The sequence below is a fragment of the Pseudomonas sp. A214 genome (assembly GCF_900156295.1).
Lineage (GTDB): Bacteria > Pseudomonadota > Gammaproteobacteria > Pseudomonadales > Pseudomonadaceae > Aquipseudomonas > Aquipseudomonas rhizophila.
Genome location: NZ_LT707062.1, coordinates 1,543,796 through 1,565,914, shown reverse-complemented (window position 1 = coordinate 1,565,914; position 22,119 = coordinate 1,543,796). Strand labels below are relative to the sequence as shown.

General features: G+C 62.0%; 21 protein-coding genes. 14 read left to right on the top strand and 7 right to left on the bottom strand.

Annotation, left to right across the window (positions count from 1 at the left end; all coding sequences use genetic code 11):
* The first annotated feature begins 117 nt into the window (after positions 1 to 117).
* Together BW979_RS07120 and BW979_RS07115 are read left to right on the top strand one after the other, a co-directional pair.
* Entirely contained in the window at positions 118 to 798 is a 681-nt protein-coding gene (locus tag BW979_RS07120) for a DNA-3-methyladenine glycosylase (RefSeq protein ID WP_047229487.1), read from the top strand.
* Positions 799 to 955: 157 nt separating this feature from the next.
* Positions 956 to 2,272: a bifunctional DedA family/phosphatase PAP2 family protein gene (locus BW979_RS07115; RefSeq protein WP_076383500.1), complete on the top strand. Its 1,317-nt coding sequence runs from the start codon at positions 956 to 958 to the stop codon at positions 2,270 to 2,272.
* A 203-nt stretch (positions 2,273 to 2,475) separates the two neighbouring features.
* On the opposite strand, the gene BW979_RS07110 is transcribed toward BW979_RS07115, so the two are convergent.
* The 3 genes from BW979_RS07110 to BW979_RS07100 are packed head-to-tail and all read right to left on the bottom strand — an operon-like array spanning position 2,476 to position 4,155.
* Entirely contained in the window at positions 2,476 to 3,066 is a 591-nt protein-coding gene (locus BW979_RS07110; RefSeq protein WP_047229485.1) for an LON peptidase substrate-binding domain-containing protein, read from the bottom strand.
* Positions 3,067 to 3,076: 10 nt separating this feature from the next.
* Positions 3,077 to 3,793: an LrgB family protein gene (locus tag BW979_RS07105; RefSeq protein ID WP_076383499.1), complete on the bottom strand. Its 717-nt coding sequence runs from the start codon at positions 3,791 to 3,793 to the stop codon at positions 3,077 to 3,079.
* On the bottom strand, positions 3,790 to 4,155 hold the full coding sequence (locus tag BW979_RS07100) for a CidA/LrgA family protein (RefSeq protein WP_047229483.1): 366 nt from the start codon (positions 4,153 to 4,155) through the stop codon (positions 3,790 to 3,792). Before BW979_RS07100 ends, BW979_RS07105 begins: the two co-directional genes overlap by 4 nt.
* A 193-nt stretch (positions 4,156 to 4,348) precedes the next feature.
* On the opposite strand from BW979_RS07100, the gene BW979_RS07095 reads away from it, so the two are divergent.
* The 3 genes from BW979_RS07095 to BW979_RS07085 all read left to right on the top strand — a co-directional run bounded on the left by BW979_RS07095 (position 4,349) and on the right by BW979_RS07085 (position 7,289).
* Positions 4,349 to 4,804 carry a MaoC family dehydratase gene (locus BW979_RS07095; protein ID WP_047229482.1) on the top strand — a complete coding sequence of 152 codons (456 nt, stop codon included), beginning with the start codon at positions 4,349 to 4,351 and terminating at the stop codon, positions 4,802 to 4,804.
* Between the two features lie 97 nt (positions 4,805 to 4,901).
* Positions 4,902 to 6,620 (top strand): C13 family peptidase, encoded by a 1,719-nt coding sequence (locus BW979_RS07090; protein ID WP_076383498.1) that lies wholly within the window; start codon positions 4,902 to 4,904, stop codon positions 6,618 to 6,620.
* Between the two features lie 27 nt (positions 6,621 to 6,647).
* On the top strand, positions 6,648 to 7,289 hold the full coding sequence (locus tag BW979_RS07085) for an oxidoreductase (RefSeq protein WP_047229480.1): 642 nt from the start codon (positions 6,648 to 6,650) through the stop codon (positions 7,287 to 7,289).
* 212 nt (positions 7,290 to 7,501) lie between these two features.
* On the opposite strand, the gene BW979_RS07080 is transcribed toward BW979_RS07085, so the two are convergent.
* From BW979_RS07080 to BW979_RS07065, 4 genes are all read right to left on the bottom strand, one after another.
* Positions 7,502 to 7,786: a YceK/YidQ family lipoprotein gene (locus BW979_RS07080; RefSeq protein ID WP_076383497.1), complete on the bottom strand. Its 285-nt coding sequence runs from the start codon at positions 7,784 to 7,786 to the stop codon at positions 7,502 to 7,504.
* Positions 7,779 to 8,426 carry a flavin prenyltransferase UbiX gene (gene ubiX / locus BW979_RS07075; protein ID WP_076383496.1) on the bottom strand — a complete coding sequence of 216 codons (648 nt, stop codon included), beginning with the start codon at positions 8,424 to 8,426 and terminating at the stop codon, positions 7,779 to 7,781. The genes BW979_RS07080 and ubiX overlap by 8 nt, the downstream gene beginning before the upstream one ends.
* On the bottom strand, positions 8,423 to 9,772 hold the full coding sequence (gene mpl, locus BW979_RS07070) for a UDP-N-acetylmuramate:L-alanyl-gamma-D-glutamyl-meso-diaminopimelate ligase (RefSeq protein ID WP_076383495.1): 1,350 nt from the start codon (positions 9,770 to 9,772) through the stop codon (positions 8,423 to 8,425). Before mpl ends, ubiX begins: the two co-directional genes overlap by 4 nt.
* Positions 9,773 to 10,032: 260 nt before the next feature.
* Positions 10,033 to 11,937, bottom strand: a complete 1,905-nt coding sequence (locus BW979_RS07065) for a sigma-54-dependent Fis family transcriptional regulator (protein WP_076383494.1) — start codon at positions 11,935 to 11,937, stop codon at positions 10,033 to 10,035.
* Positions 11,938 to 12,435: 498 nt separating this feature from the next.
* On the opposite strand from BW979_RS07065, the gene exaC reads away from it, so the two are divergent.
* The 9 genes from exaC to BW979_RS07020 all read left to right on the top strand — a co-directional run bounded on the left by exaC (position 12,436) and on the right by BW979_RS07020 (position 22,008).
* Positions 12,436 to 13,956 carry an acetaldehyde dehydrogenase ExaC gene (gene exaC / locus BW979_RS07060; RefSeq protein ID WP_076383493.1) on the top strand — a complete coding sequence of 507 codons (1,521 nt, stop codon included), beginning with the start codon at positions 12,436 to 12,438 and terminating at the stop codon, positions 13,954 to 13,956.
* 224 nt (positions 13,957 to 14,180) lie between these two features.
* Positions 14,181 to 15,629, top strand: coding sequence for an ethanolamine permease (gene eat, locus BW979_RS07055; RefSeq protein ID WP_076383492.1), 1,449 nt, complete (start codon positions 14,181 to 14,183; stop codon positions 15,627 to 15,629).
* A 57-nt stretch (positions 15,630 to 15,686) separates the two neighbouring features.
* Positions 15,687 to 17,081: an ethanolamine ammonia-lyase subunit EutB gene (locus BW979_RS07050; RefSeq protein ID WP_076383491.1), complete on the top strand. Its 1,395-nt coding sequence runs from the start codon at positions 15,687 to 15,689 to the stop codon at positions 17,079 to 17,081.
* A 27-nt stretch (positions 17,082 to 17,108) separates the two neighbouring features.
* Positions 17,109 to 17,933 (top strand): ethanolamine ammonia-lyase subunit EutC, encoded by an 825-nt coding sequence (gene eutC / locus BW979_RS07045; protein WP_076383490.1) that lies wholly within the window; start codon positions 17,109 to 17,111, stop codon positions 17,931 to 17,933.
* Between the two features lie 106 nt (positions 17,934 to 18,039).
* Positions 18,040 to 18,501 (top strand): GNAT family N-acetyltransferase, encoded by a 462-nt coding sequence (locus BW979_RS07040; RefSeq protein WP_076383489.1) that lies wholly within the window; start codon positions 18,040 to 18,042, stop codon positions 18,499 to 18,501.
* A 466-nt stretch (positions 18,502 to 18,967) separates the two neighbouring features.
* A complete protein-coding gene (locus BW979_RS07035) occupies positions 18,968 to 19,624 on the top strand; it encodes a DedA family protein (protein ID WP_047229470.1) in 657 nt (218 codons plus the stop codon).
* 6 nt (positions 19,625 to 19,630) lie between these two features.
* Positions 19,631 to 20,443: a zinc-dependent peptidase gene (locus BW979_RS07030; protein ID WP_076383488.1), complete on the top strand. Its 813-nt coding sequence runs from the start codon at positions 19,631 to 19,633 to the stop codon at positions 20,441 to 20,443.
* Between the two features lie 111 nt (positions 20,444 to 20,554).
* Positions 20,555 to 21,082, top strand: a complete 528-nt coding sequence (gene ppa, locus BW979_RS07025) for an inorganic diphosphatase (RefSeq protein ID WP_047229468.1) — start codon at positions 20,555 to 20,557, stop codon at positions 21,080 to 21,082.
* A gap of 194 nt (positions 21,083 to 21,276) precedes the next feature.
* The gene (locus tag BW979_RS07020; protein WP_076383487.1) at positions 21,277 to 22,008 is read left to right on the top strand and encodes a LexA family transcriptional regulator; all 732 of its coding nucleotides are present in this window, start codon (positions 21,277 to 21,279) and stop codon (positions 22,006 to 22,008) included.
* Positions 22,009 to 22,119 lie beyond the last annotated feature (111 nt).

The window sequence follows — 22,119 nt, the reverse complement described above, 5'->3', positions numbered from 1 at the left end:
GACTCACAGTGGTGACCGGCGGAAGAGCAAAACCTGTGCAAATAGTCGCTGTTCAGCGCCGATTAAGCTTTCCATTGCTATCATCGCGCTTCCTTTGGCCTCCCTTCGTCTCACGCCATGACCGATTCGCCCCCACTGCCAAACGCCCTGCCCGACGGTTTTTTTGATCGCGATGCCCAAGTGCTCGCCCGGGACCTGCTGGGCAAAGTCATTCGCCACAAGGTCGGTGACCTGTGGCTCAGCGCGCGGATCATCGAAACCGAAGCCTATTACTTCGCTGAAAAGGGCAGCCACGCCTCGCTGGGCTACACGGAAAAACGTAAGGCTTTGTTTCTGGATGGCGGCCACATCTATATGTATTACGCCCGGGGTGGCGATTCGCTGAATTTCAGCGCCCATGGCCCCGGCAATGCGGTGCTGATCAAATCGGCATACCCGTGGGTCGATACTGTTTCCGGCCCGGCGAGCCTGGCGCAGATGCTGCTCAACAACCCCGACGCCCAAGGCCGCCCGCGCCCCTCGCAAAAGCTTTGCGCCGGCCAGACGTTGTTGTGCAAGGCCCTGGGGCTGAAAGTGCCGCAGTGGGATGCCAAACGCTTCGACCCGGAACGCTTGCTGGTGGAAGACGTGGGCGTGCCGACAGTCAACGTGATCCAGACTACCCGCCTGGGCATCCCACTGGGACGGGATGAACACCTGCTCTACCGCTTCGTCGACGCGGCCTACGCACCCTGGTGCACGCGGAACCCGCTGCGTCGCGGACAGGTCGAAGGGCGGGATTATTTTTTGCTTTCCTGAACGCCACACTGCCCAACCCTGTAGGAGCGAGCCTGCTCGCGATGGCGCCAGGTCAGTCGAATCAGAGGTTGGCTGATACACCGCTATCGCGAGCAGGCTCGCTCCCACAGTAAAAAATGCATGCCGCTTAATGCTCAATGGAAATGGAGTTGTTTTTATGGGCCCATGGCTCGATAGCATCACTGGCTGGCTGACCGCCAACCCGCAATGGCTGGCGGCGGCGGTGTTTATCGTTGCCTGTGTAGAGTGCCTGGCCATCGCCGGGTTGCTCGTGCCAGGTACGGTGCTGTTGTTTGCGGTCGCGGTCCTGGCCGGCAGCGGCGCGTTGTCCCTGGGCGAGACTTTGCTGCTGGGCCTGCTGGGCGGTTTGCTGGGGGACTTGGTGTCGTATTTCCTGGGCAGGCATTTTCACCAGAACATCCGGCGCCTGCCGGGGCTGCGGCATCACCCGGAGTGGATGAGCGCGGCGGAAAGCTATTTCCAGCGCTACGGCATCGCCAGCCTGCTGGTGGGACGCTTCATTGGCCCGCTGCGGCCCATGTTGCCGATGGTGGCCGGGATGTTCGACATGCCCTTCCCGCGCTTCGCCGCCGTCAGCCTGTTGGCCGCCGCCGGCTGGAGCGTGGCGTACCTGCTGCCCGGCTGGGCCACTGGCGCAGCGATCCGCCTGCCGTTGCCCGAGGGTTTCTGGCCACAGGCCGGTGTCGTGATTGGCAGCATCGCGGTGATGATCGCATTGAGCGTCAACAGCAGCCTGCGGCGCCATCGACATGCCTCAGCGCTGATCGCAGGTCTGGGCCTGGTGATCCTGATCGGGCTGTTCATCGGCTTTCGCTACCTCACAGCTTTCGATCAGGGGCTGGTGGCTCTGGTCCAGGAACATCGCAGCCCGACAATGGACGAAATCGCCGTGACCTTCACGCTGATCGGCGAATTCCACTACATGCTGATTTTCAGCGCCCTGCTGACCGGGTTGCTATTGCTGGCGCGCCAATGGCGCCAGGCAATCTTTGCCGGGGCCACGATGCTGTTCACCGCATTGGCCAATACCGGCACCAAGCACTTTTTCGCCCGTGTACGCCCGGAAGTCCTGAGCGAGCCGCTGACCAGCTACAGCATGCCCAGCGGTCATGCCTCCGGCGCCTTTGCCCTGTTCCTGGCGCTGGCCATCCTGGCCGGTCGCGGGCAACCGCCACGCCTGCGCCTGACCTGGCTGTTGCTGGGCTGTTTGCCAGCGCTGGCCATTGCCCTGTCGCGGGTGTACCTGGGTGCCCATTGGCCGAGCGACATCGTCGCCGGCGCCATGCTCGCTGCCTGTGTCTGCGCAGCGATGCTCTGGCTGAGCCAGCGCCAGACCCCGCTGCCGGCCATGCCGCCGAAAATCTGGTGGTTGATTCTGCCGGCGATGGTGGCGGCATTCAGCTTCTTCGCACTGCGCCACCTGTCCAATGGGATGCTGCGGTATGCCTATTGAGGCCGGCAGCCAGCTATCGCGAGCAGGCTCACTCCCACAGGGAATCGGCCGTGAAACGCCCCTTTGTGGTCACTGAAGATCAACTGTGGGAGCGAGCCTGCTCGCGATGACGTCGGTACATTCAGCATTGATGCAAACTGAGCCACCGTTATCGCGAGCAAGCTCGCTCCCACAAGAGATCAGCCTGGTCAGTGATGAGCGCCTCAGGCGAACAGTTCGCCTTGCAACTCATCAAGCAACGCCTGGATTGCATCCAGCCGCTGCTGAGGATCATCGAGTTGCAGCAGGTCGAGCTTGTCCAGTTCATTGAAGGGCAGCAGGTAGGCCAGTTGATTGGCGAGCGACTGCTGGCCGGTGGCTTCGGTGCCCATGTTCAGGGCCTCGACCATCGGGTGTTCGGCCAGGGCCTTGAGCAGCGCCACCAGATCGGCATCCTCATCCTGCAGCGGCTGTTCCGGCTCATCCTCCAGCCACTCGACTTCAGCGACGGTCAGTTGATCGGCCTGGACACTGCTGCTGTGTACGATAAAACGTCGTCCACCCTGCACACGAATGCCCAGCAGCCCGTTGTCCTGCTGGGAGAAATCGGTGATTCGCGCTTCACAGCCCACCCGCGCAAAGCCGTCGGGGGCGATACCGACTTCCTCGCCATCGAGGATGCACACCACGCCGAACCCCTCGCCCATTTTCATGCAGCGACCGATCATATCGAGGTAACGCGCCTCGAAAATCTGCAAATCGAGGATGCAACCGGGGAACAGTACCGTGTTCAACGGGAAAAGCGGCAAGCTCATAAGCAGTTCCTTAAACCGTCATCGACACCACCAACGGCAGCAACACCGCCGTGGCCACGCCCATCAGACTCATCGCCAGCGCCGCAAAGGCGCCGGACTCTTCGCTTTCCTGCAACGCCACGGACGTGCCGACCGCGTGAGCGGTCAGGCCCAGGGCCATGCCACGGGCTTCAGGGCTATGGACCCCAAGCCTAGTCAGAATGCTCGGGCCCAGAATCGCCCCGAGCACCCCGGTGATCAACACAAACACCGCCGCCATGGCCGCTACGCCGCCGATCTGCTCGGCCACCAGCATGGCGATCGGTGAAGTCACCGACTTGGGCGCCATGGTCATCAGGATCATGTGTTCGGCGCCAAAAGCCCAGCCCAACACCACCGCAGAGCCCGTGGCGAACACCCCGCCTATCACCAGCGTAGTAAAAATCGGCCAGAACAATTGCCGGATCCGTCGCAGGTTCAGGTACAAGGGCACCGCCAGCGCGACGGTGGCCGGCCCCAGCAGAACGCTGAGAATTTCCGTGCTCTCACGGTACTCGGCGTAGCTGATGCCGCAGCCGACCAGCACACCGATCAGCAGCAACATCGACATCAGCACCGGCTGCAGAAACACCCAGCGGGTCTTTTCGAACGCCGCCAGCACCAGTTGATAGGCGCCCAGGGTGATGCCGATACCAAACAGCGGATGATGGATCACCGAACTCCAGGCGCCCTGCCAATCAAGCATCATTGCCCATCCTCCGACTCGGGGGCGTGACGCCGGGCCAGGCGTTGCATCAGCACACCGGTAAACGCCATGGACAGGATCAACGACAGCACCAGCGCACCGACAATGGCCCAGAAATCGGCAGCGATGGCCCGGGCGTACACCATCACCCCCACCGCTGGCGGCACCAGCAGCAACGGCAAGTAGCGCAGCAGGCTGCCGGCCGCCAGGTTCAATGGCTCGCCGACTTCACCACGGATGACCAGATAGCCCAGCAGCAACAGCAGGCCAATGATCGGCCCCGGCAGCACCGGCAGGAACAAATGATTGATGGCGGTGCCCAGCAATTGGAACAGCACCAGCCAGGTCAGGCCCCGTAGCAACATCCTTCATCCTCCCCAGCAACACGTACGCAAACAATGCGCGCGCATTATAAGCACGCCCGCGCTATGGGTCGGCATTCGTAAAAAGCATGGTCGATGACCTGCCCTGCCCGTCATGTTGATCTACAGTGGTTCTCCGGGGACGCCGATCCCCGTTCCAAAAAAGACAAAACCGATGAACCCAAGGAGAGTCTCAATGCCCTACGTTCCCGTTGCAGCGCTCAAAGATTATGTCGGCAAGGAACTTGGACGTTCCGAATGGCTTACCATCGATCAGGATCGCATTAACCTGTTCGCCGAAGCCACTGGCGACTTTCAGTTCATCCACGTCGATCCGGTCAAGGCCGCGCAGACACCGTTCGGCAGCACCATCGCCCACGGTTTCCTGTCGCTGTCGCTGATGCCCAAACTCATGGAAGACATCCTGATCCTGCCCGAAGGCGTTAAGATGGTCGTCAACTACGGGTTGGACAGCGTGCGCTTCATTCAGCCCGTGAAAGTCGACTCCAAGGTCCGCCTCAAGGTCGACCTGGTGGACGTGACCGAGAAGAAACCCGGCCAATGGCTGCTCAAGGCCACCGCTACCCTGGAAATCGAAGGTTCGGACAAACCGGCCTACATCGCTGAGCCCCTGTCGCTCTGCTTCGTGTAGCCCCTCGCGGATGCGAAGCCGCTGCGGCAGTTTCGCATCGCTTCTCCTGACGCGCATTGCTACGGCATACTCGTGACCTGATTATCTGGATCCCGTTATGCGCTCATTTCTCCCTTTGGCCCTGACCCTGCTGCTCACCGCTTGCGGCGACGGCGAATCGCTGTTGCCTCCCGACGCGCGCCTGCCCGACGGCGGACGCTATCGCGGCGACCTGGTGGACGGTTTGCTGCAGGGCCAGGGGCGTGTCGACTACCCCAACGGCAGTTGGTACGCCGGGCAGTTCGACAAAGGCCAGTGGCACGGCACCGGGGAATGGCACGGCAGCAATGGCGAGGTCTATCGCGGCCAGTTCCAGCAGGGCCTGTTCAACGGCCAGGGTAGCCTGACCACGCCCACCAGCAGCTACACCGGCGGCTTCAAGCAAGGCCGGCGCGACGGTGAAGGCACGCTCAAAGAACACGGCATGATCTACCGCGGCGAATTCAAGGCCGACCGCTATTCCGGTTTCGGGCGCCTGGAGCTTGAGGACGGCAGCCAATACCAGGGGCCGTTCGTCAACGGCAAACCCAACGGTGAAGGCCAGCGCTTCGATGCCAGTGGCAACCAGTTCACCGGCAATTTCGTCGACGGCCAGCTCCAGGGCAAAGGCACCTTCAACAGCGCCGAGGGCGATGTCTACATCGGCGGGTTCAAGAACAACCAGCTCAGCGGTCGCGGTCGTTATGAAAATGCCGACGGCGATGTCTGGATCGGCCAGTTCAAGGAAGGCGCGCTCACTGGCAAGGGCCAACTGATCGGTGCCGACGGCAGCCACTACCTCGGTCAATTCAATGACTGGCGCTTTAGCGGCGAGGGCCGGCTGAACCTGCCCGACGGCAGCTTTTATATCGGCCAGTTCGAGAACGACACCTACCACGGGCGCGGCACCCTGGCGCTGACCGATGGCACCGTGCAAAGCGGCACCTGGGCCAACGGCCTGCGAGTACGCGACGCTGGCGGGCGGCTACTGCCGGATGTGCTCGAGCTCGGCCTTTTGGCCCAGGGTCGCCTGTTGGAAAATGCCCTGGCCAATATCCCGGCCTCGACCCCTGCGGTGGAGCTGTACAGCCTGACGGTGGGCGGCGACGGCAAGCAGAGTGTGTTCCTGCGCGAGTCCGACTACGTCGCCAATATGCTCACCAGCCGTTTTGGCGCGTTCGGCCAGATCCGCCTGGTCAACCACCGCGATCACCTCGGTGACCGGCCCATGGCCACTCGCGAAAGCCTGCGCCGCGCCGCCAGCGCCCTGGCCGAACGCAGCGGCCCGGAAGACCTGATCTTCATCTACCTGACCAGCCACGGCACCAGCGAACACGAACTGGTGCTCGACCAGCCGCGCATGGAACTGGCCGACCTGCCCGCCGATGAACTGGCCGTGGTGCTGGCGCCGCTGAAGGATCGCGACAAGATCGTGGTGATTTCAGCCTGTTACTCCGGCGGCTTCATCCCGGCGCTCAAGGATGAACGCACCTTGATCATGACCGCTTCCCGCGCCGATCGGGTGTCGTTCGGCTGCTCCGAGGAGGCCAACTTCACCTACTTCGGCGACGCGCTGTTCGCCCAGGCACTGAACCAGACCGACGATCTTGAGCAAGCCTTCAAGCGTGCCAAGGCCACCGTGGCCGAGCGGGAACAGGCGGACAATTTCGAAGCCTCCGAGCCGCAGATCTGGGCGCCCAGGACCGTCCTTTCCCATTGGCAGCTATTGCGCAAGCAACAGGCGCGAAAAGCATTACAAAGTACGGCATTGAACGACGAGGCCCAAAAGAGCAACTAAGCTGAATCGTATCAAGGGGGAAACACTATGTACTTGACGCCTCAGCATGTTTTGCTTGCCGGAGCTTCCGGGTTGACCGGGGAACATCTACTGGACCGGCTGCTCAACGAGCCGACCATCACACGTGTATTGGCGCCTTCACGCCGGCCGCTGGCCGAGCATCCACACCTGGAAAACCCGGTCGGTGAAACAGCTGAACTGCTGCCCCGCCTCAGTGGCCAGGTGGACATCGCATTTTGCTGCCTTGGCACGACCATCAAGAAGGCCGGCTCAGAACAGGCGTTTCGCGCGGTGGACCTGGACCTGGTGGTGGCCTTCGCCAAGCGCGCCCGGGAGCTGGGCGCAAGGCACCTGATCGTGATCAGCGCGCTGGGGGCTGACCCGAGTTCTTCGATTTTCTACAACCGGGTCAAAGGCGAAATGGAAGCCGCCCTCAAGGCCCAGGACTGGCCACAACTGACCCTCTGCCGCCCTTCCCTGCTACTGGGCGAACGCACCGAACCGCGGTTGGCCGAACAATTGGCCGGCCCCTTGTCGAGGCTGATCCCCGGCAAGTACCACGGCATCGAAGCCTGCCAACTGGCCCGCGCCATGTGGCGCCTGGCCCTGGAAGAACAGGAAGGGGTGCGGGTGGTGGAGTCGGATGAGTTGCGTAAGTTGGGCAAATAAAGTGACACCTGGGACAGCGCGATCATTGTGGCGAGGGGATTTATCCCCGCTGGGCCGCGAAGCGGCCCCAACTGGCACAACCCAGTGTCATGCTGTTGCTCAGGAGTAATAGCCCAGTCTTTGGGGACTGCTTCGCAGTCCAGCGGGGATAAATCCCCTCGCCACAGATAAACCCCTCGACACAGTTAGATCTTCTTCAGCCAGGGTTGGTGCTACAACCCACCCGTAGCCTGAAACCCCACGCCCAACGCCGTCAGCAATGACAAGGGCAACAACAGGGTGTCGAGCAACGCACTGCCCGGCAGATCCAGGCCTGGATAGCTCGGGGCTTCGGCACCGAAGCGGTCCATCGCGCAGCAGCCGCCATTGAGGGCGTAGAGATCCAGGCGCGTGCCCGCATACACCACCGGCGCGCCGGGTTTCGCGGCGTCCAGGGTACGGGCGGTGGCGCAGCCGGTCAGTTGCAGCGCCAGCAGCACCACCAGCAGCTTATTCATCACTGCTCAAATGGTACTCGCCCCAGCGCGGCAGCATGTCCTGGGGGATGTTCAGCAGATTGAGAATCCGCGCGACCACAAAATCGATCAGGTCATCGATGGTCTGTGGCTGGTGATAAAAACCCGGAGAGGCCGGCAGAATCGTCACGCCCATGTTCGACAGCTTGAGCATGTGCTCCAGATGAATGCTCGAATACGGCGCCTCACGCGGTACCAGGATCAACTGGCGGCGCTCCTTGAGCGTCACGTCGGCGGCGCGCTCGATCAGGTTGTTGCAGGCACCGGTGGCAATCGCCGAGAGCGTACCGGTGGAACACGGCACCACCACCATCGCCGCCGGCGCCCCGGAGCCCGAAGCCACCGGCGACATCCAGTCTTCCTTGCCATACACACGTATCTGCCCCGCCGCCGCACCGGTGTATTCGGTGAGGAAGGCCTGCATCATCTGGGTCTTGGCCGGCAGGGTGACGTCGGTCTCGGTGGCCATCACCAATTGCGCCGCCTTGGAGATGAGGAAATGCACCTCGCGGTCTTCCCGCACCAGGCAATCGAGCAGGCGCAAGCCGTACTGGGCGCCGGAAGCACCGGTCATGGCCAGGGTGATGCGGTCGGGACCGTTGCTCTCCAGGCGCGTGCTCATTTCAGTGCCTCGGCCAGTTTGCCGTGCAGGCCGCCGAAGCCGCCGTTGCTCATGATCACCACGTGAGTACCAGGCTGGGCCTGGCTCTTCACGCGCTCGATGATGCCCTCCAGGGAATCGCTGACAATCGACGGCACCGTGCACAACGCGGCGGTGGCGCCCAGGTCCCAGCCCAGGTTGGCCGGTGCGTACCAGATCACCTGATCGGCATCCACCACGCTTTCCGGCAGGCCGTCGCGGTGGGCGCCGAGTTTCATGGAGTTGGAACGCGGCTCGATGATGGCAATCAGCGGTGCATCGCCGATGCGCTTGCGCAAACCGTCGAGGGTGGTGGCGATGGCCGTCGGGTGGTGGGCGAAGTCGTCATAGATGGTGATGCCGCGCACTTCAGCGACCTTTTCCATCCGCCGCTTCACGCTTTTGAACGCACTCAGCGCGGCGATGCCCATCGACGGCACCACGCCGACATGACGGGCCGCCGCCAGGGTGGCCAGGGCGTTGGCGACGTTGTGCTGGCCGGTCATGTCCCAATCGACCACACCTTGGGCCACGCCTTCGAACATGACTTCGAACTGCGAACCGTCGTCCTTGAGCAACTTCACTTGCCACTGCCCGCCGGCGCCGGTGGTTTGCACCGGGGTCCAGCAACCCATTTCGATCACCCGCTGCAACGCGGGCTCGGTGGTCGGATGGATGACCAGGCCTTCACTCGGAATGGTGCGCACCAAATGGTGGAACTGCCGCTCGATGGCCGGCAGATCGGGGAAGATGTCGGCGTGATCGAACTCAAGGTTGTTGAGGATCGCGGTGCGCGGGCGGTAGTGGACGAATTTCGAACGCTTGTCGAAGAACGCGCTGTCGTATTCATCGGCCTCGATCACGAAGAACGGCGTGCCGCCCAGGCGCGCCGACACCGAGAAATTCTGCGGCACGCCGCCGATCAGGAAGCCCGGGCTCATGCCCGCGTGCTCCAGCACCCAGGCGAGCATACTGCTGGTGGTGGTCTTGCCATGGGTGCCGGCCACGGCCAGGACCCAACGGCCCTGCAACACATGATCGGCCAGCCATTGCGGGCCGGACACGTAAGGCAGGCCTTTGTTGAGCACGTATTCAACCGCCGGATTGCCACGGGACATGGCGTTGCCGATGACCACCAGGTCCGGCGCCGGGTCCAGTTGCGCCGGGTCGTAGCCTTGGGTCAGTTCAATGCCCTGGGCCTCCAGCTGCGTGCTCATCGGCGGGTAGACGTTGGCGTCGGAACCGGTCACGTGATGGCCCAGCTCCTTGGCCAATACCGCCATCGAGCCCATGAAAGTGCCGCAAATACCGAGAATATGGATGTGCATAGTCGACCTCGTAAACATGGCCGCAGGTTAGCGTAGGGAGGGGGAAATCGCACCTTGTGTTTCGAACTGCAACCATCAGAACACCGCAAATCCTCTGTGGGAGCGAGCTTGCTCGCGATAGCGGTGGGTCAGTTTGCATTGATGCTGAATGTGCTGCCGCCATCGCGAGCAGGCTCGCTCCCACAGTTGACCGAGCTCTTTCAGGAAGAATGCGGTCAGAATGTGGGAGCGGGCTTGCTCGCAAATGGCCGCGACGCGGTTCAGCGGGCGATGGCGTGCTTGCGCAGCTTCCGGTAGAGGGTATTGCGGCTGATGCCCAGTTGTTCGGCGGTGTGGGTCATGTGCCAGCGCTGGCGCTCCAGTGCATCGAGCAGCGCCAACCGCTCGGCATCTTCCAGCGGGCGTTCCGCCACGGTTTCAACCAACGCCACCGGACACTGGCGAATCATCGCCGGCAGATCCTCCAACCCGATCCGCCCGCCGTCGCACAACGCAGCAAGGGTGCGCAGCACATTGCGCAGTTGCCGCACGTTGCCCGGCCAATCAAAACTCAGCAATGCCTGGCGCGCCGGTTCGTCGATCGCCACCGCTTCGGCGCCCGCTTCTTCGGCCAACAGAAAATCCAGCAACTGGGACTTGTCGCTGCGCTCGCGCAACGCCGGCAAAGGGATCTCCAGGCCGTTGAGGCGATAGTACAAGTCCTCGCGAAAACTGCCGTCGCGCACCCGATCAAGCAACTGACGGTGGGTGGCGCTGATGATGCGCACGTTCACCGCTTCGGGTTCGCCACCGATGGGCACCACCTGGCGATCTTCCAGCACCCGCAGCAAACGGGTCTGCAAGGCCAGGGGCATGTCACCGATCTCATCCAGAAACAGCGTGCCACCGTCGGCCTGTTGCAGCTTGCCGCGCATGCCTTCCTTGCGCGCGCCGGTGAAGCTGCCGCCGCGATAACCGAACAGCTCACTCTCGATCAGGCTTTCCGGGATGGCTGCGCAGTTAAGCGCCACGAAGTTTTTCCCAGCACGCTGGCTGGCGTGATGCACGGCTTTGGCGAAGGCTTCTTTACCGGAGCCGGTTTCGCCATGGATCAGCAGCGGCACATCGCGCTCGAACACTCGCAGCGCCTTGCGAAAATGCTCTTGCAACGCCGCATCCCCCAGGCAGATGCCCGGTAACCGGGCGGGCTCGATGGCTTTAAACGCAGGAACGACCGGGACCGGCACACTGCGCGGCTGCCCCCGCAGCACGGCAAACAAATGCCGCCCGTCACGGGTGCGCAACGGCCAACTGGCGCTGGCCTGGGTGCTGGCCCGTCCGAGCAGCTCATCCAGTGAACAATCGAAAAAGTCTTCCACCCGCTGACCCAGCAAGCCACCGCGAATATGCCCCAACAGGTTCAGCGCGCTCTGGTTGACCGCGCTGATCCGCCCTTCGCCGTCGAACGCCAGCAGCCCCTCGCTGAACAACCCCACGGACTCGGCCTGCAAGTGAAAACGCAGCAGCCATTGATTGTCGAAGCAGCGCAGGAAATAGCAGCTCTCGATCATCTTCGCCGAGAGGTTGACCAGGGCCATGGTGTGGAACTGGCTCTGGCGCGACACGTCCGGCCGGGCCGATGACACATCCAGCACCGCGAGCAGTTCGCCGTGGGGGTCGAAAACCGGGCTGGCCGAGCAGGTCAGGCCGGTGTGGCGGCCGCGAAAGTGTTCTTCCTGGTGAATGGTCAGGGCCTGGCGCTCCACCAGGCAGGTGCCGATGCCGTTGGTGCCTTCGCAGGCTTCGCTCCAGTCGGCGCCGAGCCAGAGGCCGGCCCGTTCGAAAATCTTGCGCTCACTGGGGGCGGTGACACAGTTGAGGATCACGCCGCGCGCGTCGGTCAGCAGCACCGCGTGACCGGCGCCGGAGAGCTGTTGATGCAGGCTGGTCATTTCCGTGCCAGCGATGTGCAACACCTGTTGCAGGCGCTCGCGGCTTTCCAGCACCCGGCCATGCTCAAGCACCGTCGGCGCCAGGTTTTGCGCCGGGTCGAGGTGATAGTCCTCAAGGCAGCGCAGCCAGGAACGGGCAATCGACGGATCGCTGCCAGGGCCCTGCAAATGGGCCTTGCCCTGGGTGACCGTCAGGACTTGTTGGGCATGGCGACTCAAGTGGTTGCTGTGCATTTCTTATTATTTCTCCCCGAAGGACCTGCCTCACTGGAGCAACTGTTTAACATTTAACCAATGTTCAACACTTAACCTGTGGCGAGGGGATTTATCCCCGCTGGGCTGCGAAGCAGCCCTGAAACCTAAGCATGCGGTGTATCAGATTGATCGAGTTGGCTGCTTAGGGGGCTGCTTCGCAGCCCAACGGGGATAAATCCCCTCACCACAACTTTGCTGGGCAGGCCAACTGGTGAGGCCCAGCATCCTCCAGCCCACCCACCTTTGCAATGCTGGCGCGACCTGTCAGTCAAAGACTGTCTCGCATCTGGCACAAACTGTCACACCCGCTGTACCGCTATCGTCACGCAGGGCATCCGTTTGTCCGACGAACTGCTCCTAAAGTCTTGATTTACGGGCCCTGCAAGGCAGTGGCCCGACCTTTGCTCTAGGCTTAATTACCAGCGCTCAATTTTGCGCGGCCTCCCGTATAAGCACAAAAGCCAAGGAGAACTCATCATGCGTTACGCTCACCCCGGTACTGAAGGCGCTATCGTTTCGTTCAAGAGCAAATACGGTAACTACATCGGCGGCGAGTTCGTCGCGCCTGTCAAAGGTCAGTACTTCACCAATACTTCCCCGGTCAATGGCCAGCCCATTGCCGAATTCCCGCGTTCCACCGCCGAAGACATCGAAAAAGCCCTGGACGCCGCCCACGCCGCTGCCGATGCCTGGGGCGCCACGTCCGCCCAGGCCCGTTCGCTGGTCCTGCTGAAAATCGCCGACCGCATCGAAGCAAACCTTGAGGTTCTGGCGATCACCGAGTCCTGGGACAACGGCAAGGCCGTGCGCGAAACCCTCAACGCCGACATCCCCCTGGCCGCCGACCATTTCCGCTACTTCGCCGGTTGCCTGCGCGCCCAGGAAGGCAGCGCCGCCGAGATCGACGGCAACACCGTGGCCTATCACATCCATGAACCGCTGGGCGTGGTCGGGCAGATCATCCCGTGGAACTTCCCGCTGCTGATGGCCGCCTGGAAACTCGCCCCGGCCCTGGCCGCCGGTAACTGCGTGGTGCTCAAGCCCGCCGAGCAAACCCCATTGGGCATTTGCGTGCTGATGGAGCTGATCGGCGATCTGCTGCCACCTGGCGTACTGAACGTGGTGCAAGGCTTCGGCAAGGAAGCCGGTGAAGCCCTGGCCACCAGCAAGCGCATCGCCAAGATCGCCTTCACCGGCTCGACCCCGGTCGGCTCGCACATCATGAAATGCGCGGCCGAGAACATCATCCCGTCTACCGTGGAATTGGGCGGCAAGTCGCCGAACATCTTCTTCGAAGACATCATGCAGGCCGAGCCGAGCTTCATTGAGAAAGCGGCCGAAGGCCTGGTGCTGGCGTTCTTCAACCAGGGTGAAGTCTGCACTTGCCCTTCCCGCGCCCTGGTGCAGGAGTCGATCTACGACGAGTTCATGAAAGTTGTGATGAACAAAGTCCTGCAGATCAAGCGCGGCGACCCGCTGGACACCGACACCATGGTCGGCGCCCAGGCGTCCGAGCAGCAATTCGACAAGATTCTTTCGTACCTGGAAATCGCCAAGGGCGAAGGCGCCGAACTGCTGACCGGCGGCCGGGTGGAAAAACTCGAGGGCAACCTGGCCACGGGTTATTACATCCAGCCCACCCTGCTCAAGGGCACCAACAAGATGCGCGTGTTCCAGGAAGAAATCTTCGGCCCAGTGGTGAGCATCACCACCTTCAAGGATGAAGCCGAAGCCCTGGCCATCGCCAACGACACCGAGTTCGGCCTCGGCGCCGGTCTCTGGACCCGCGACATCAACCGCGCCTACCGCATGGGCCGGGCGATCAAGGCCGGTCGCGTCTGGACCAACTGCTACCACCTCTACCCGGCCCATGCGGCGTTTGGTGGCTACAAGAAGTCCGGCGTGGGTCGTGAAACCCACAAGATGATGCTCGATCATTACCAGCAGACCAAGAACCTGCTGGTGAGCTATGACATCAATCCGTTGGGGTTCTTCTAACCTGCGGGAAATTTGTGCCCGGCCGATCGTTCCCACGCTCTGCGTGGGAACGCCTCTACGGACGCTCCGCGTTCGGCTCTTTGGGACGCGGAGCGTCCCTGGCTGTGTTCCCACGCAGAGCGTGGGAACAATCAAGCTTGCATCCCTGCTGTATGCAACACACCGGTTCCAAGAGCAGCCCCGCTCCAACAGGGCCAAAAAACAATAAAAACAGGTAACCCCTTATGCCAAGCGATCAAGCAAACCCGCAACCGGCAACGTCCTCGGTCGACTTTGAAAAAGTCGGCTCCGAATACTTCCAACAACGTGAACTGAAAAAAGGCGCGGCGGGCTGGGTCCTGCTGGTGGGCCTGGGGGTGGCGTATGTCATTTCCGGGGACTATGCCGGCTGGAACTTCGGCCTGGCCCAGGGCGGTTGGGGCGGGATGTTTCTTGCCACGCTGCTGATGGCCGCGATGTACCTGTGCATGTGCTTTTCCCTGGCCGAGCTGTCCTCGATGATTCCTACCGCTGGCGGCGGCTATGGCTTTGCCCGTAGCGCATTCGGGCCCTGGGGCGGGTTTCTCACGGGCACGGCGATCCTCATTGAGTACGCCATCGCCCCGGCGGCGATTGCCGTGTTCATCGGCGCGTATTGCCAATCGCTATTTGGCATTGGCGGCTGGATGATCTACCTGGCGTTCTACATCATCTTCATCGCCATCCACATATTCGGCGTGGGTGAAGCGCTCAAACTGATGTTCATCATCACCGCCGTCGCCGCCCTGGCACTGGGCGTGTTTCTGGTAGCGATGGTGCCGCACTTCGACGTCGCCAACCTGCTGGACATCCCGGTCACCACAGCCACGGGCGCCAGCCCATTCCTGCCGTTCGGCTATGTCGGCGTGTGGGCAGCCATTCCGTATGCCATCTGGTTTTTCCTGGCCGTGGAAGGCGTACCGCTGGCGGCTGAAGAAACCAAGAACCCCAAGCGCGACCTGCCGCGCGGCCTGATCGGCGCCATGCTGGTGCTGGTGGCGTTTGCCCTGCTGATTCTGGTGATCGGCCCAGGCGGCGCGGGTTCCAATGCGCTGATGGCTTCGGGCAACCCGCTGGTGGAAGCCCTGACCAAGGCCTACGGCGGCTCGACCTGGATGGGCAACTTCGTCAACCTCGTGGGCCTGGCGGGCCTGATCGCCAGCTTCTTCTCGATCATCTACGCCTACTCGCGGCAGATCTTCGCGTTGTCTCGCGCCGGTTACCTGCCACGCAAGCTCTCCGAAACCAATAAAAGCAAAGCACCAGTATTGGCGCTGGTCATCCCCGGCATTATCGGTTTCGGTCTGTCCCTGACCGGCCAGGGCGATCTGCTGATTCTGGTGGCGGTGTTCGGCGCCACCATCTCCTACGTGCTGATGATGGCCGCGCACATCACCCTGCGCATCCGCCGCCCCAAAATGGACCGGCCATACCGCACACCGGGCGGCATCTTCACCTCGGGCGTGGCCCTGGTGCTGGCGTGCATCGCCGTAGTAGCGGGCTTTCTGGTGGATCCGCGGGTGGTCATCGGCGCGGCGATCATCTATGGAGTGTTAATTGCTTACTTCGCGTTCTACAGTCGGCATCACTTGGTAGCAGGCACGCCCGAAGAAGAATTCGCGGCCATTCAGAAAGCTGAAGAAGCCTTGCACTAAGTTGTAAAACGCCGAAAACCACGGCGCCGCCCAGCGGCGCCGTCACGGAGAACCTGTATGGCCAGTTTTGCACACACGGTCGGCGCCCAGACCTACCGCTTCGACAGCCTCAAAGACCTGATGGCCAAGGCCAGCCCGGCGCGTTCCGGGGATTTCCTGGCCGAGGTCGCGGCGCTCAACGATGGCGAACGCGTCGCAGCGCAAATGGCCTTGGCCGACCTGCCCCTCAGCCATTTCCTGCAAGAAATGCTGATTCCTTACGAGGACGACGAAGTCACCCGACTGATCGTCGACACCCACGATAAACAGGCCTTCGCCGCCGTCAGCCATCTCACCGTCGGCGGTTTTCGCGACTGGCTGCTCAGCGATGCGGCCGACGAACACAGCCTGCGGGCGCTGGTCCCGGGCCTGACCCCGGAAATGGTCGCCGCCGTATCGAAGATCATGCGCGTGCAGGACCTGGTGCTGGTAGCGCAGAAAATCCGCGTGGTGACGAAATTTCGCGGCACCCTCGGCCTGCGTGGGCGGCTCTCCACCCGCCTGCAACCCAACCACCCCACCGACGAGCCCGCCGGGATCGCCGCAAGCATCCTCGACGGCCTGCTCTTCGGCAATGGCGACGCCATGATCGGAATCAACCCGGCCACCGACAGCACAGCGTCGATCTGCGCCATGCTGGAAATGCTCGACGCCATCATCCAGCGCTACGACATCCCGACCCAAGGCTGCGTGCTGACCCACGTCACCACCTCCATTGAAGCGGCGAACCGTGGCGTGCCCCTGGACCTGGTGTTCCAGTCCATCGCCGGCACCGAAGCGGCCAACGCCAGTTTCGGCATCAACCTGAACGTCTTGCAGGAAGGCTACGACGCCGGGCTGAGCCTGAATCGCGGCACCTTGGGCAACAACCTGATGTATTTCGAAACCGGCCAGGGCAGCGCCCTGTCAGCCAACGCCCACCACGGCGTCGATCAACAGACCTGCGAAACCCGGGCCTACGCCGTCGCACGGCATTTCAAGCCGTTTCTGGTGAACACGGTCGTAGGATTTATCGGCCCGGAATACCTGTACAACGGCAAACAGATCATCCGCGCCGGCCTGGAAGACCACTTCTGCGGCAAGCTTTTGGGCGTGCCGATGGGTTGCGACATCTGCTACACCAACCACGCCGAAGCCGACCAGGACGACATGGACACTCTGCTGACCCTGCTGGGCGTGGCCGGGATCAACTTCATCATGGGCATCCCCGGCTCCGACGACATCATGCTCAACTACCAGACCACTTCGTTCCACGACGCCCTCTACGCCCGCCAGACCCTGGGCCTGAAGCCGGCGCCGGAATTCGAGACGTGGCTGGCGAACATGGGCATTTTCACCCAGGCCGATGGCCGGGTGCGGTTCGGCGACAACCTGCCACCGGCGTTTCGTCACGCATTAGCTCATTTGGGATAAGCCGCATTTGGGATGAGAGAACTGCCCATGGATAAAAAACCTGTAGATCCACAAAACCCTTGGCTGAATCTGCGCAACCTCACCCCGGCGCGCATCGCCCTGGGACGCACCGGCACCAGCCTGCCAACCTCGGCGCAACTGGACTTCCAGTACGCCCATGCCCAGGCTCGGGACGCCGTGCACCTGGCCTTCGACCATGAAGGCATTCGCGCGCAACTGACTGAACGCGGCCGCCAAAGCCTGCTGCTGCACAGCGCCGCCAGCGACCGCAACAGCTACCTGCAGCGCCCGGACCTGGGCCGTCGGCTCGACGAGTCCTCCGTACAAATCCTGGAGGACTACGCAGCGGCCCACCCCGGCGGCGTAGACCTGGCCATCGTGGTGGCCGACGGCCTGTCGGCGCTGGCGGTGCATCGGCATACCTTGCCGTTCCTGGCGCGGCTGGAAGAACAGACCGCCGCGGATGGTTGGTCAACCTCGCCAGTGATTCTGGTGGAACAGGGCCGCGTCGCGGTGGCTGATGAGGTGGCGCAGCGGCTCGGCGCAAAAATGTCGGTGATCCTGATCGGCGAACGCCCCGGCCTCAGTTCCCCCGACAGCCTGGGTTTGTATTTCACCTACAACCCCAAGGTCGGCCTGACCGATGCGTATCGCAACTGCATCTCCAACGTCCGGCTCGAAGGTTTGAGCTACGGCATGGCCGCCCATCGCCTGATCTACCTGATGCGCGAGGCCTGCCGCAGACAGCTCTCGGGGGTCAACCTGAAGGACGAAGCCCAGGTCCAAACTCTAGACTCGGAAAACACCGCCGATATGAAAGGTAACTTCCTACTGATGCCGCCCCGAAGCTGATCCGTTTACAAGTTTGCGTTTTTGATCCGCTTTCAGGCAGCATCGAAGCACGGCAGAACGCCGTTGTTGTCCGAGTATCTGTCGACCTTTGCAGACGAGACCTACTATGCGGATTATCCAAGCGACCCTGGAACACCTGGACCTGCTGACCCCATTGTTCGTCAAATACCGGGAATTCTATGGCTCGCTGCCCTACCCGGATTCGTCCCGAGCCTTCCTCGAAAAACGCCTGCGCCGCAAGGAATCGGTGATTTACCTGGCGTTGCCCGATGACGATGACAACCGGTTGCTGGGCTTCTGCCAGCTCTATCCAAGCTTCTCGTCACTGTCGCTCAAGCGCGTGTGGATCCTCAACGACATCTACGTCGCCGAAGACGCCCGCCGCCAACTGGTGGCCGACAACCTGATCCGCACCGCGAAAAAAATGGCCAAGGAAACCAACGCCGTACGCATGCGCGTCTCCACCAGCAGCAACAACGAGGTGGCGCAGAAAACCTACGAGTCCATCGGCTTCAAGGAAGACACCGAGTTCAAGAACTACGTGTTGCCGATCAGCGAAGAGCTCTGACCCGATTACCGCGGACTGATCGTTCCCACGCTCCCGCGTGGGAATGCCGCCAGGGACGCTCCGCGTTCCGCTTGACGCAGAGCGTCACGGGATGCATTCCCACGCGGAGCGTAGGAACGATCGATAACCCCTGTGGTTGGGTGAAACGTTGTGGCGAGGGGATTTATCCCCGCTGGGCTGCGCAGCAGCCCCAGAACCTGAGCACGCGGTGCATCAGGCAGACCGGGTTGGCTGCATTTGGGACCGCTTCGCGCTCCAGCGGGAGCAAGCTCCCTCGCCGCAGAGTTCTTCACCCAGCCAGAAGCCTCCCGACATCCCCCGCTACAAACTCACCACGCACACCACCCTCGACCTCGTATAATGCCGCTCTTCCCGGCTTGTAAGAAAAAGCTACACGCGCTGTAGCCTTACTCGAAGCCCGACCCACAGGCCCCACCCAGTCAGGCCGCGACCACAGGTGCTTTGCATGGATTTCAACCCCCTCGACCTCATTCTGCATCTCGATGTGTACCTCGACCTGCTGGTGACCAACTACGGGCCGTGGATCTACGCCATCCTGTTCCTGGTGATCTTCTGCGAAACCGGCCTGGTGGTGATGCCCTTCCTGCCGGGCGACTCCCTGCTGTTCATCGCCGGCGCGGTAGCCGCCGGTGGCGGCATGGACCCGGTGCTACTCGGTGGCCTGCTGATGCTGGCGGCGATCCTCGGCGACAGCACCAACTACATCATTGGCCGCACCGCAGGCGAACGGCTGTTCAGCAACCCGAACTCGAAAATCTTCCGCCGCGACTACCTGCAACAAACCCACGACTTCTACGACAAACACGGCGGCAAAACCGTGACCCTGGCGCGCTTCCTGCCGATCATCCGCACCTTCGCCCCCTTCGTCGCCGGCGTTGCAAAAATGCCCTACCCGCGCTTCTTCGCCTTCAGCGTCCTGGGCACCATCCTGTGGGTCGGCGGCCTGGTCACCCTCGGGTTCTTCTTCGGCAACGTGCCATTCATCAAGCAGAACCTGTCGCTGCTGGTGCTGGGCATCATCCTGCTGTCGCTGGTACCAATGATCGTCGGCGTGATCCGCAGCCGCCTCGCCGCCAGCGCCTCGAAAGCCCATCCGCGCTGATCGCCCATGTGGTCCCTGAGCGGCTGGCGCCGGCAACGCACCCTCGCCAAACATCCCGTCAGCGAGGAAACCTGGCAGCGGGTGCGTCACCAGTTGAGCTTTCTCGACGGCATCAGCGCCACCGAGGACCAATGGCTGCGCGAAGCCTGCGTGCTGTTTCTGCATGACAAACACCTGAGCGCCCTGCCCGGCGTCGAACTGCACCAGGAACAACGCCTGCTGCTCGCCGCCCAGGCCCAATTGCCGCTGATGCACCTCGGCGACTTGAACTGGTATCAGGGCTTCCACGAAATCGTGCTCTACCCCGACGACTTCCTCAGCCCCCAGCGCTACCGCGACGCCAGCGGCATCGAGCACGAATGGGACGGCGAACACAGCGGCGAAGCCTGGCCCCAGGGCCCGATCATCCTGGCCTGGGACGGCGTGCTCGCCAGCGGCGGCTGGGACGGCTACAACCTGGTGATCCACGAGCTGGCGCACAAACTCGACATGCTCAACGGCGACGCCAACGGCCTGCCACCGCTGCATGCCGACATGCGGGTCAAAGACTGGGCCGACGCCATGCAACAGGCTTTCGACGACCTCAACCGCCAACTGGACCAGGATCCGGAGGCAGAAACCGTCATCGATCCCTACGCCGCAGAGAATCCGGCGGAGTTCTTCGCCGTCACCAGCGAATACTTCTTCAGCGCCCCAGACCTGCTGCACCAGGCGTACCCGCGGGTCTATGAACAGCTCAAGGCGTTCTACCGCCAGGACCCGCTGGCCCGGCTGCGGCAACTTCAAGCCGAAGATCCGGTCTATCAGGCGTCATACTAAGGTCTCTAAGACCCTTGTAACGTGGCATCGACGGCCGAATATGCCTATAATCGCCGCCACTTTTTGGTCAATCCGACCAGTCATTTGGTCAATTAACGGGGGCACCGCCCAATGAGTTACAGCAAGATTCCGGCTGGCAAAGACCTGCCGAACGACATCTACGTCGCGATCGAAATCCCGGCCAACCACGCCCCGATCAAATACGAAATCGACAAAGACAGCGATTGCCTGTTCGTTGACCGTTTCATGGCCACCCCAATGTTCTACCCGGCCAACTACGGGTTCATCCCCAACACCCTGGCCGACGACGGTGACCCCCTCGACGTGCTGGTCGTGACCCCTTACCCAGTCGCCCCAGGCTCGGTCATCCGCGCCCGTCCGGTCGGCATCCTGAACATGACCGACGACGGCGGCGGCGACGCCAAAGTCATCGCCGTACCGCACGACAAACTGTCGCAACTGTACGTCGACGTGAAGGAATACACCGACCTGCCAGCCCTGCTGATCCAGCAGATCGAACACTTCTTCGAGAACTACAAGGATCTCGAGAAAGGCAAGTGGGTCAAGATCGAAGGCTGGGCCGGTGCTGACGCCGCCCGCGAAGCGATCACCAAGTCGGTTGCCGCCTACAAAGGCTGAGACTGAAGTAAAGAAAAACCCCGGTTTGCACCGGGGTTTTTTATGTCTTAATAATGATAAATACGAAGTTGTATTAATACCGTTTAACCCCGTTTAGCCCGCCCCTTTCAAATCCTGCAAACGGAAAGATCGTCTTATATATTTGCACGACTTGTTTATTGCCGAAAACACCGTCGCCCCTAAACTTTCCGTTTATGAAAATACTTTCCAGTGGCGACCGCTTCAGAGCCCTTCTAAAAGAAGCGAACATCCGATCCGCCGACTTCGCGAAGTTATACGGCGTGAAATCCCAGCACATAAACAACTGGTTCAACCGTGGCATCCCGCCAGGGCGCATCTACTCCATCGCCAGCCTGCTGACCGTCAGCCCGCAATGGCTCGCCACCGGCGAAGGCCCGCAGACCCCATTGGGCCTGGGCCCGGGCATCACCTATGAAGCCGCCGAAAACGATGGCGTCTACAGCGTGCAAGAAACCACGGACATCGAACTGCCCCTCTACAAGGAAGCCCCCATCGCCCCCGGCGAAACCAAAACCCACATCATCGAAATCCCCGACCAAACCATCCGCCTGCCCCGCAGCCACCTAGAATCCCTGGAAATCGACCCCGGCGACGCCATCTGCACCACCATGGTCGGCGACAGCATGGCCGAACGCATCGAAGACGGCTCCACCCTCGCCATCGACCGCGGCCTGACCCAAATCGTCGACGGCCATATCTATGCGCTTGAGCACGACGGCATGCTGCGTATCAAATACCTGCATCGCATTCCCGGTAATCGGCTACGCCTACGTAGCCACAACAACACCGCCTACCCCGACGAAGTCTTCAGCGCCGAACAGATTGATGCGCAGAACATACGGGTGATTGGCTGGGTGTTCTGGTGGTCCACCCTGAACAAACAACGACCGCCGGTGTTCGACTAACCCACCCAAGACCAGAAACGGTGGCGGGAATTGTGGCAGGAGCTGTAGCCGGAGCTGTGGCAGAAGCCTTTGTGGCGAGGGAGCTTGCTCCCGCTGGGCTGCGCAGCAGCC

What these genes read in the sequence shown, in the direction of transcription:
- BW979_RS07120 (WP_047229487.1), top strand. Translation starts at nt 118, where the DNA reads ATGACCGATTCGCCCCCACTGCCAAACGCCCTGCCCGACGGTTTTTTT.
- BW979_RS07115 (WP_076383500.1), top strand. Translation starts at nt 956, where the DNA reads ATGGGCCCATGGCTCGATAGCATCACTGGCTGGCTGACCGCCAACCCG.
- BW979_RS07110 (WP_047229485.1), bottom strand. Translation starts at nt 3,066, where the DNA reads ATGAGCTTGCCGCTTTTCCCGTTGAACACGGTACTGTTCCCCGGTTGC.
- BW979_RS07105 (WP_076383499.1), bottom strand. Translation starts at nt 3,793, where the DNA reads ATGATGCTTGATTGGCAGGGCGCCTGGAGTTCGGTGATCCATCATCCG.
- BW979_RS07100 (WP_047229483.1), bottom strand. Translation starts at nt 4,155, where the DNA reads ATGTTGCTACGGGGCCTGACCTGGCTGGTGCTGTTCCAATTGCTGGGC.
- BW979_RS07095 (WP_047229482.1), top strand. Translation starts at nt 4,349, where the DNA reads ATGCCCTACGTTCCCGTTGCAGCGCTCAAAGATTATGTCGGCAAGGAA.
- BW979_RS07090 (WP_076383498.1), top strand. Translation starts at nt 4,902, where the DNA reads ATGCGCTCATTTCTCCCTTTGGCCCTGACCCTGCTGCTCACCGCTTGC.
- BW979_RS07085 (WP_047229480.1), top strand. Translation starts at nt 6,648, where the DNA reads ATGTACTTGACGCCTCAGCATGTTTTGCTTGCCGGAGCTTCCGGGTTG.
- BW979_RS07080 (WP_076383497.1), bottom strand. Translation starts at nt 7,786, where the DNA reads ATGAATAAGCTGCTGGTGGTGCTGCTGGCGCTGCAACTGACCGGCTGC.
- ubiX (WP_076383496.1), bottom strand. Translation starts at nt 8,426, where the DNA reads ATGAGCACGCGCCTGGAGAGCAACGGTCCCGACCGCATCACCCTGGCC.
- mpl (WP_076383495.1), bottom strand. Translation starts at nt 9,772, where the DNA reads ATGCACATCCATATTCTCGGTATTTGCGGCACTTTCATGGGCTCGATG.
- BW979_RS07065 (WP_076383494.1), bottom strand. Translation starts at nt 11,937, where the DNA reads ATGCACAGCAACCACTTGAGTCGCCATGCCCAACAAGTCCTGACGGTC.
- exaC (WP_076383493.1), top strand. Translation starts at nt 12,436, where the DNA reads ATGCGTTACGCTCACCCCGGTACTGAAGGCGCTATCGTTTCGTTCAAG.
- eat (WP_076383492.1), top strand. Translation starts at nt 14,181, where the DNA reads ATGCCAAGCGATCAAGCAAACCCGCAACCGGCAACGTCCTCGGTCGAC.
- BW979_RS07050 (WP_076383491.1), top strand. Translation starts at nt 15,687, where the DNA reads ATGGCCAGTTTTGCACACACGGTCGGCGCCCAGACCTACCGCTTCGAC.
- eutC (WP_076383490.1), top strand. Translation starts at nt 17,109, where the DNA reads ATGGATAAAAAACCTGTAGATCCACAAAACCCTTGGCTGAATCTGCGC.
- BW979_RS07040 (WP_076383489.1), top strand. Translation starts at nt 18,040, where the DNA reads ATGCGGATTATCCAAGCGACCCTGGAACACCTGGACCTGCTGACCCCA.
- BW979_RS07035 (WP_047229470.1), top strand. Translation starts at nt 18,968, where the DNA reads ATGGATTTCAACCCCCTCGACCTCATTCTGCATCTCGATGTGTACCTC.
- BW979_RS07030 (WP_076383488.1), top strand. Translation starts at nt 19,631, where the DNA reads ATGTGGTCCCTGAGCGGCTGGCGCCGGCAACGCACCCTCGCCAAACAT.
- ppa (WP_047229468.1), top strand. Translation starts at nt 20,555, where the DNA reads ATGAGTTACAGCAAGATTCCGGCTGGCAAAGACCTGCCGAACGACATC.
- BW979_RS07020 (WP_076383487.1), top strand. Translation starts at nt 21,277, where the DNA reads ATGAAAATACTTTCCAGTGGCGACCGCTTCAGAGCCCTTCTAAAAGAA.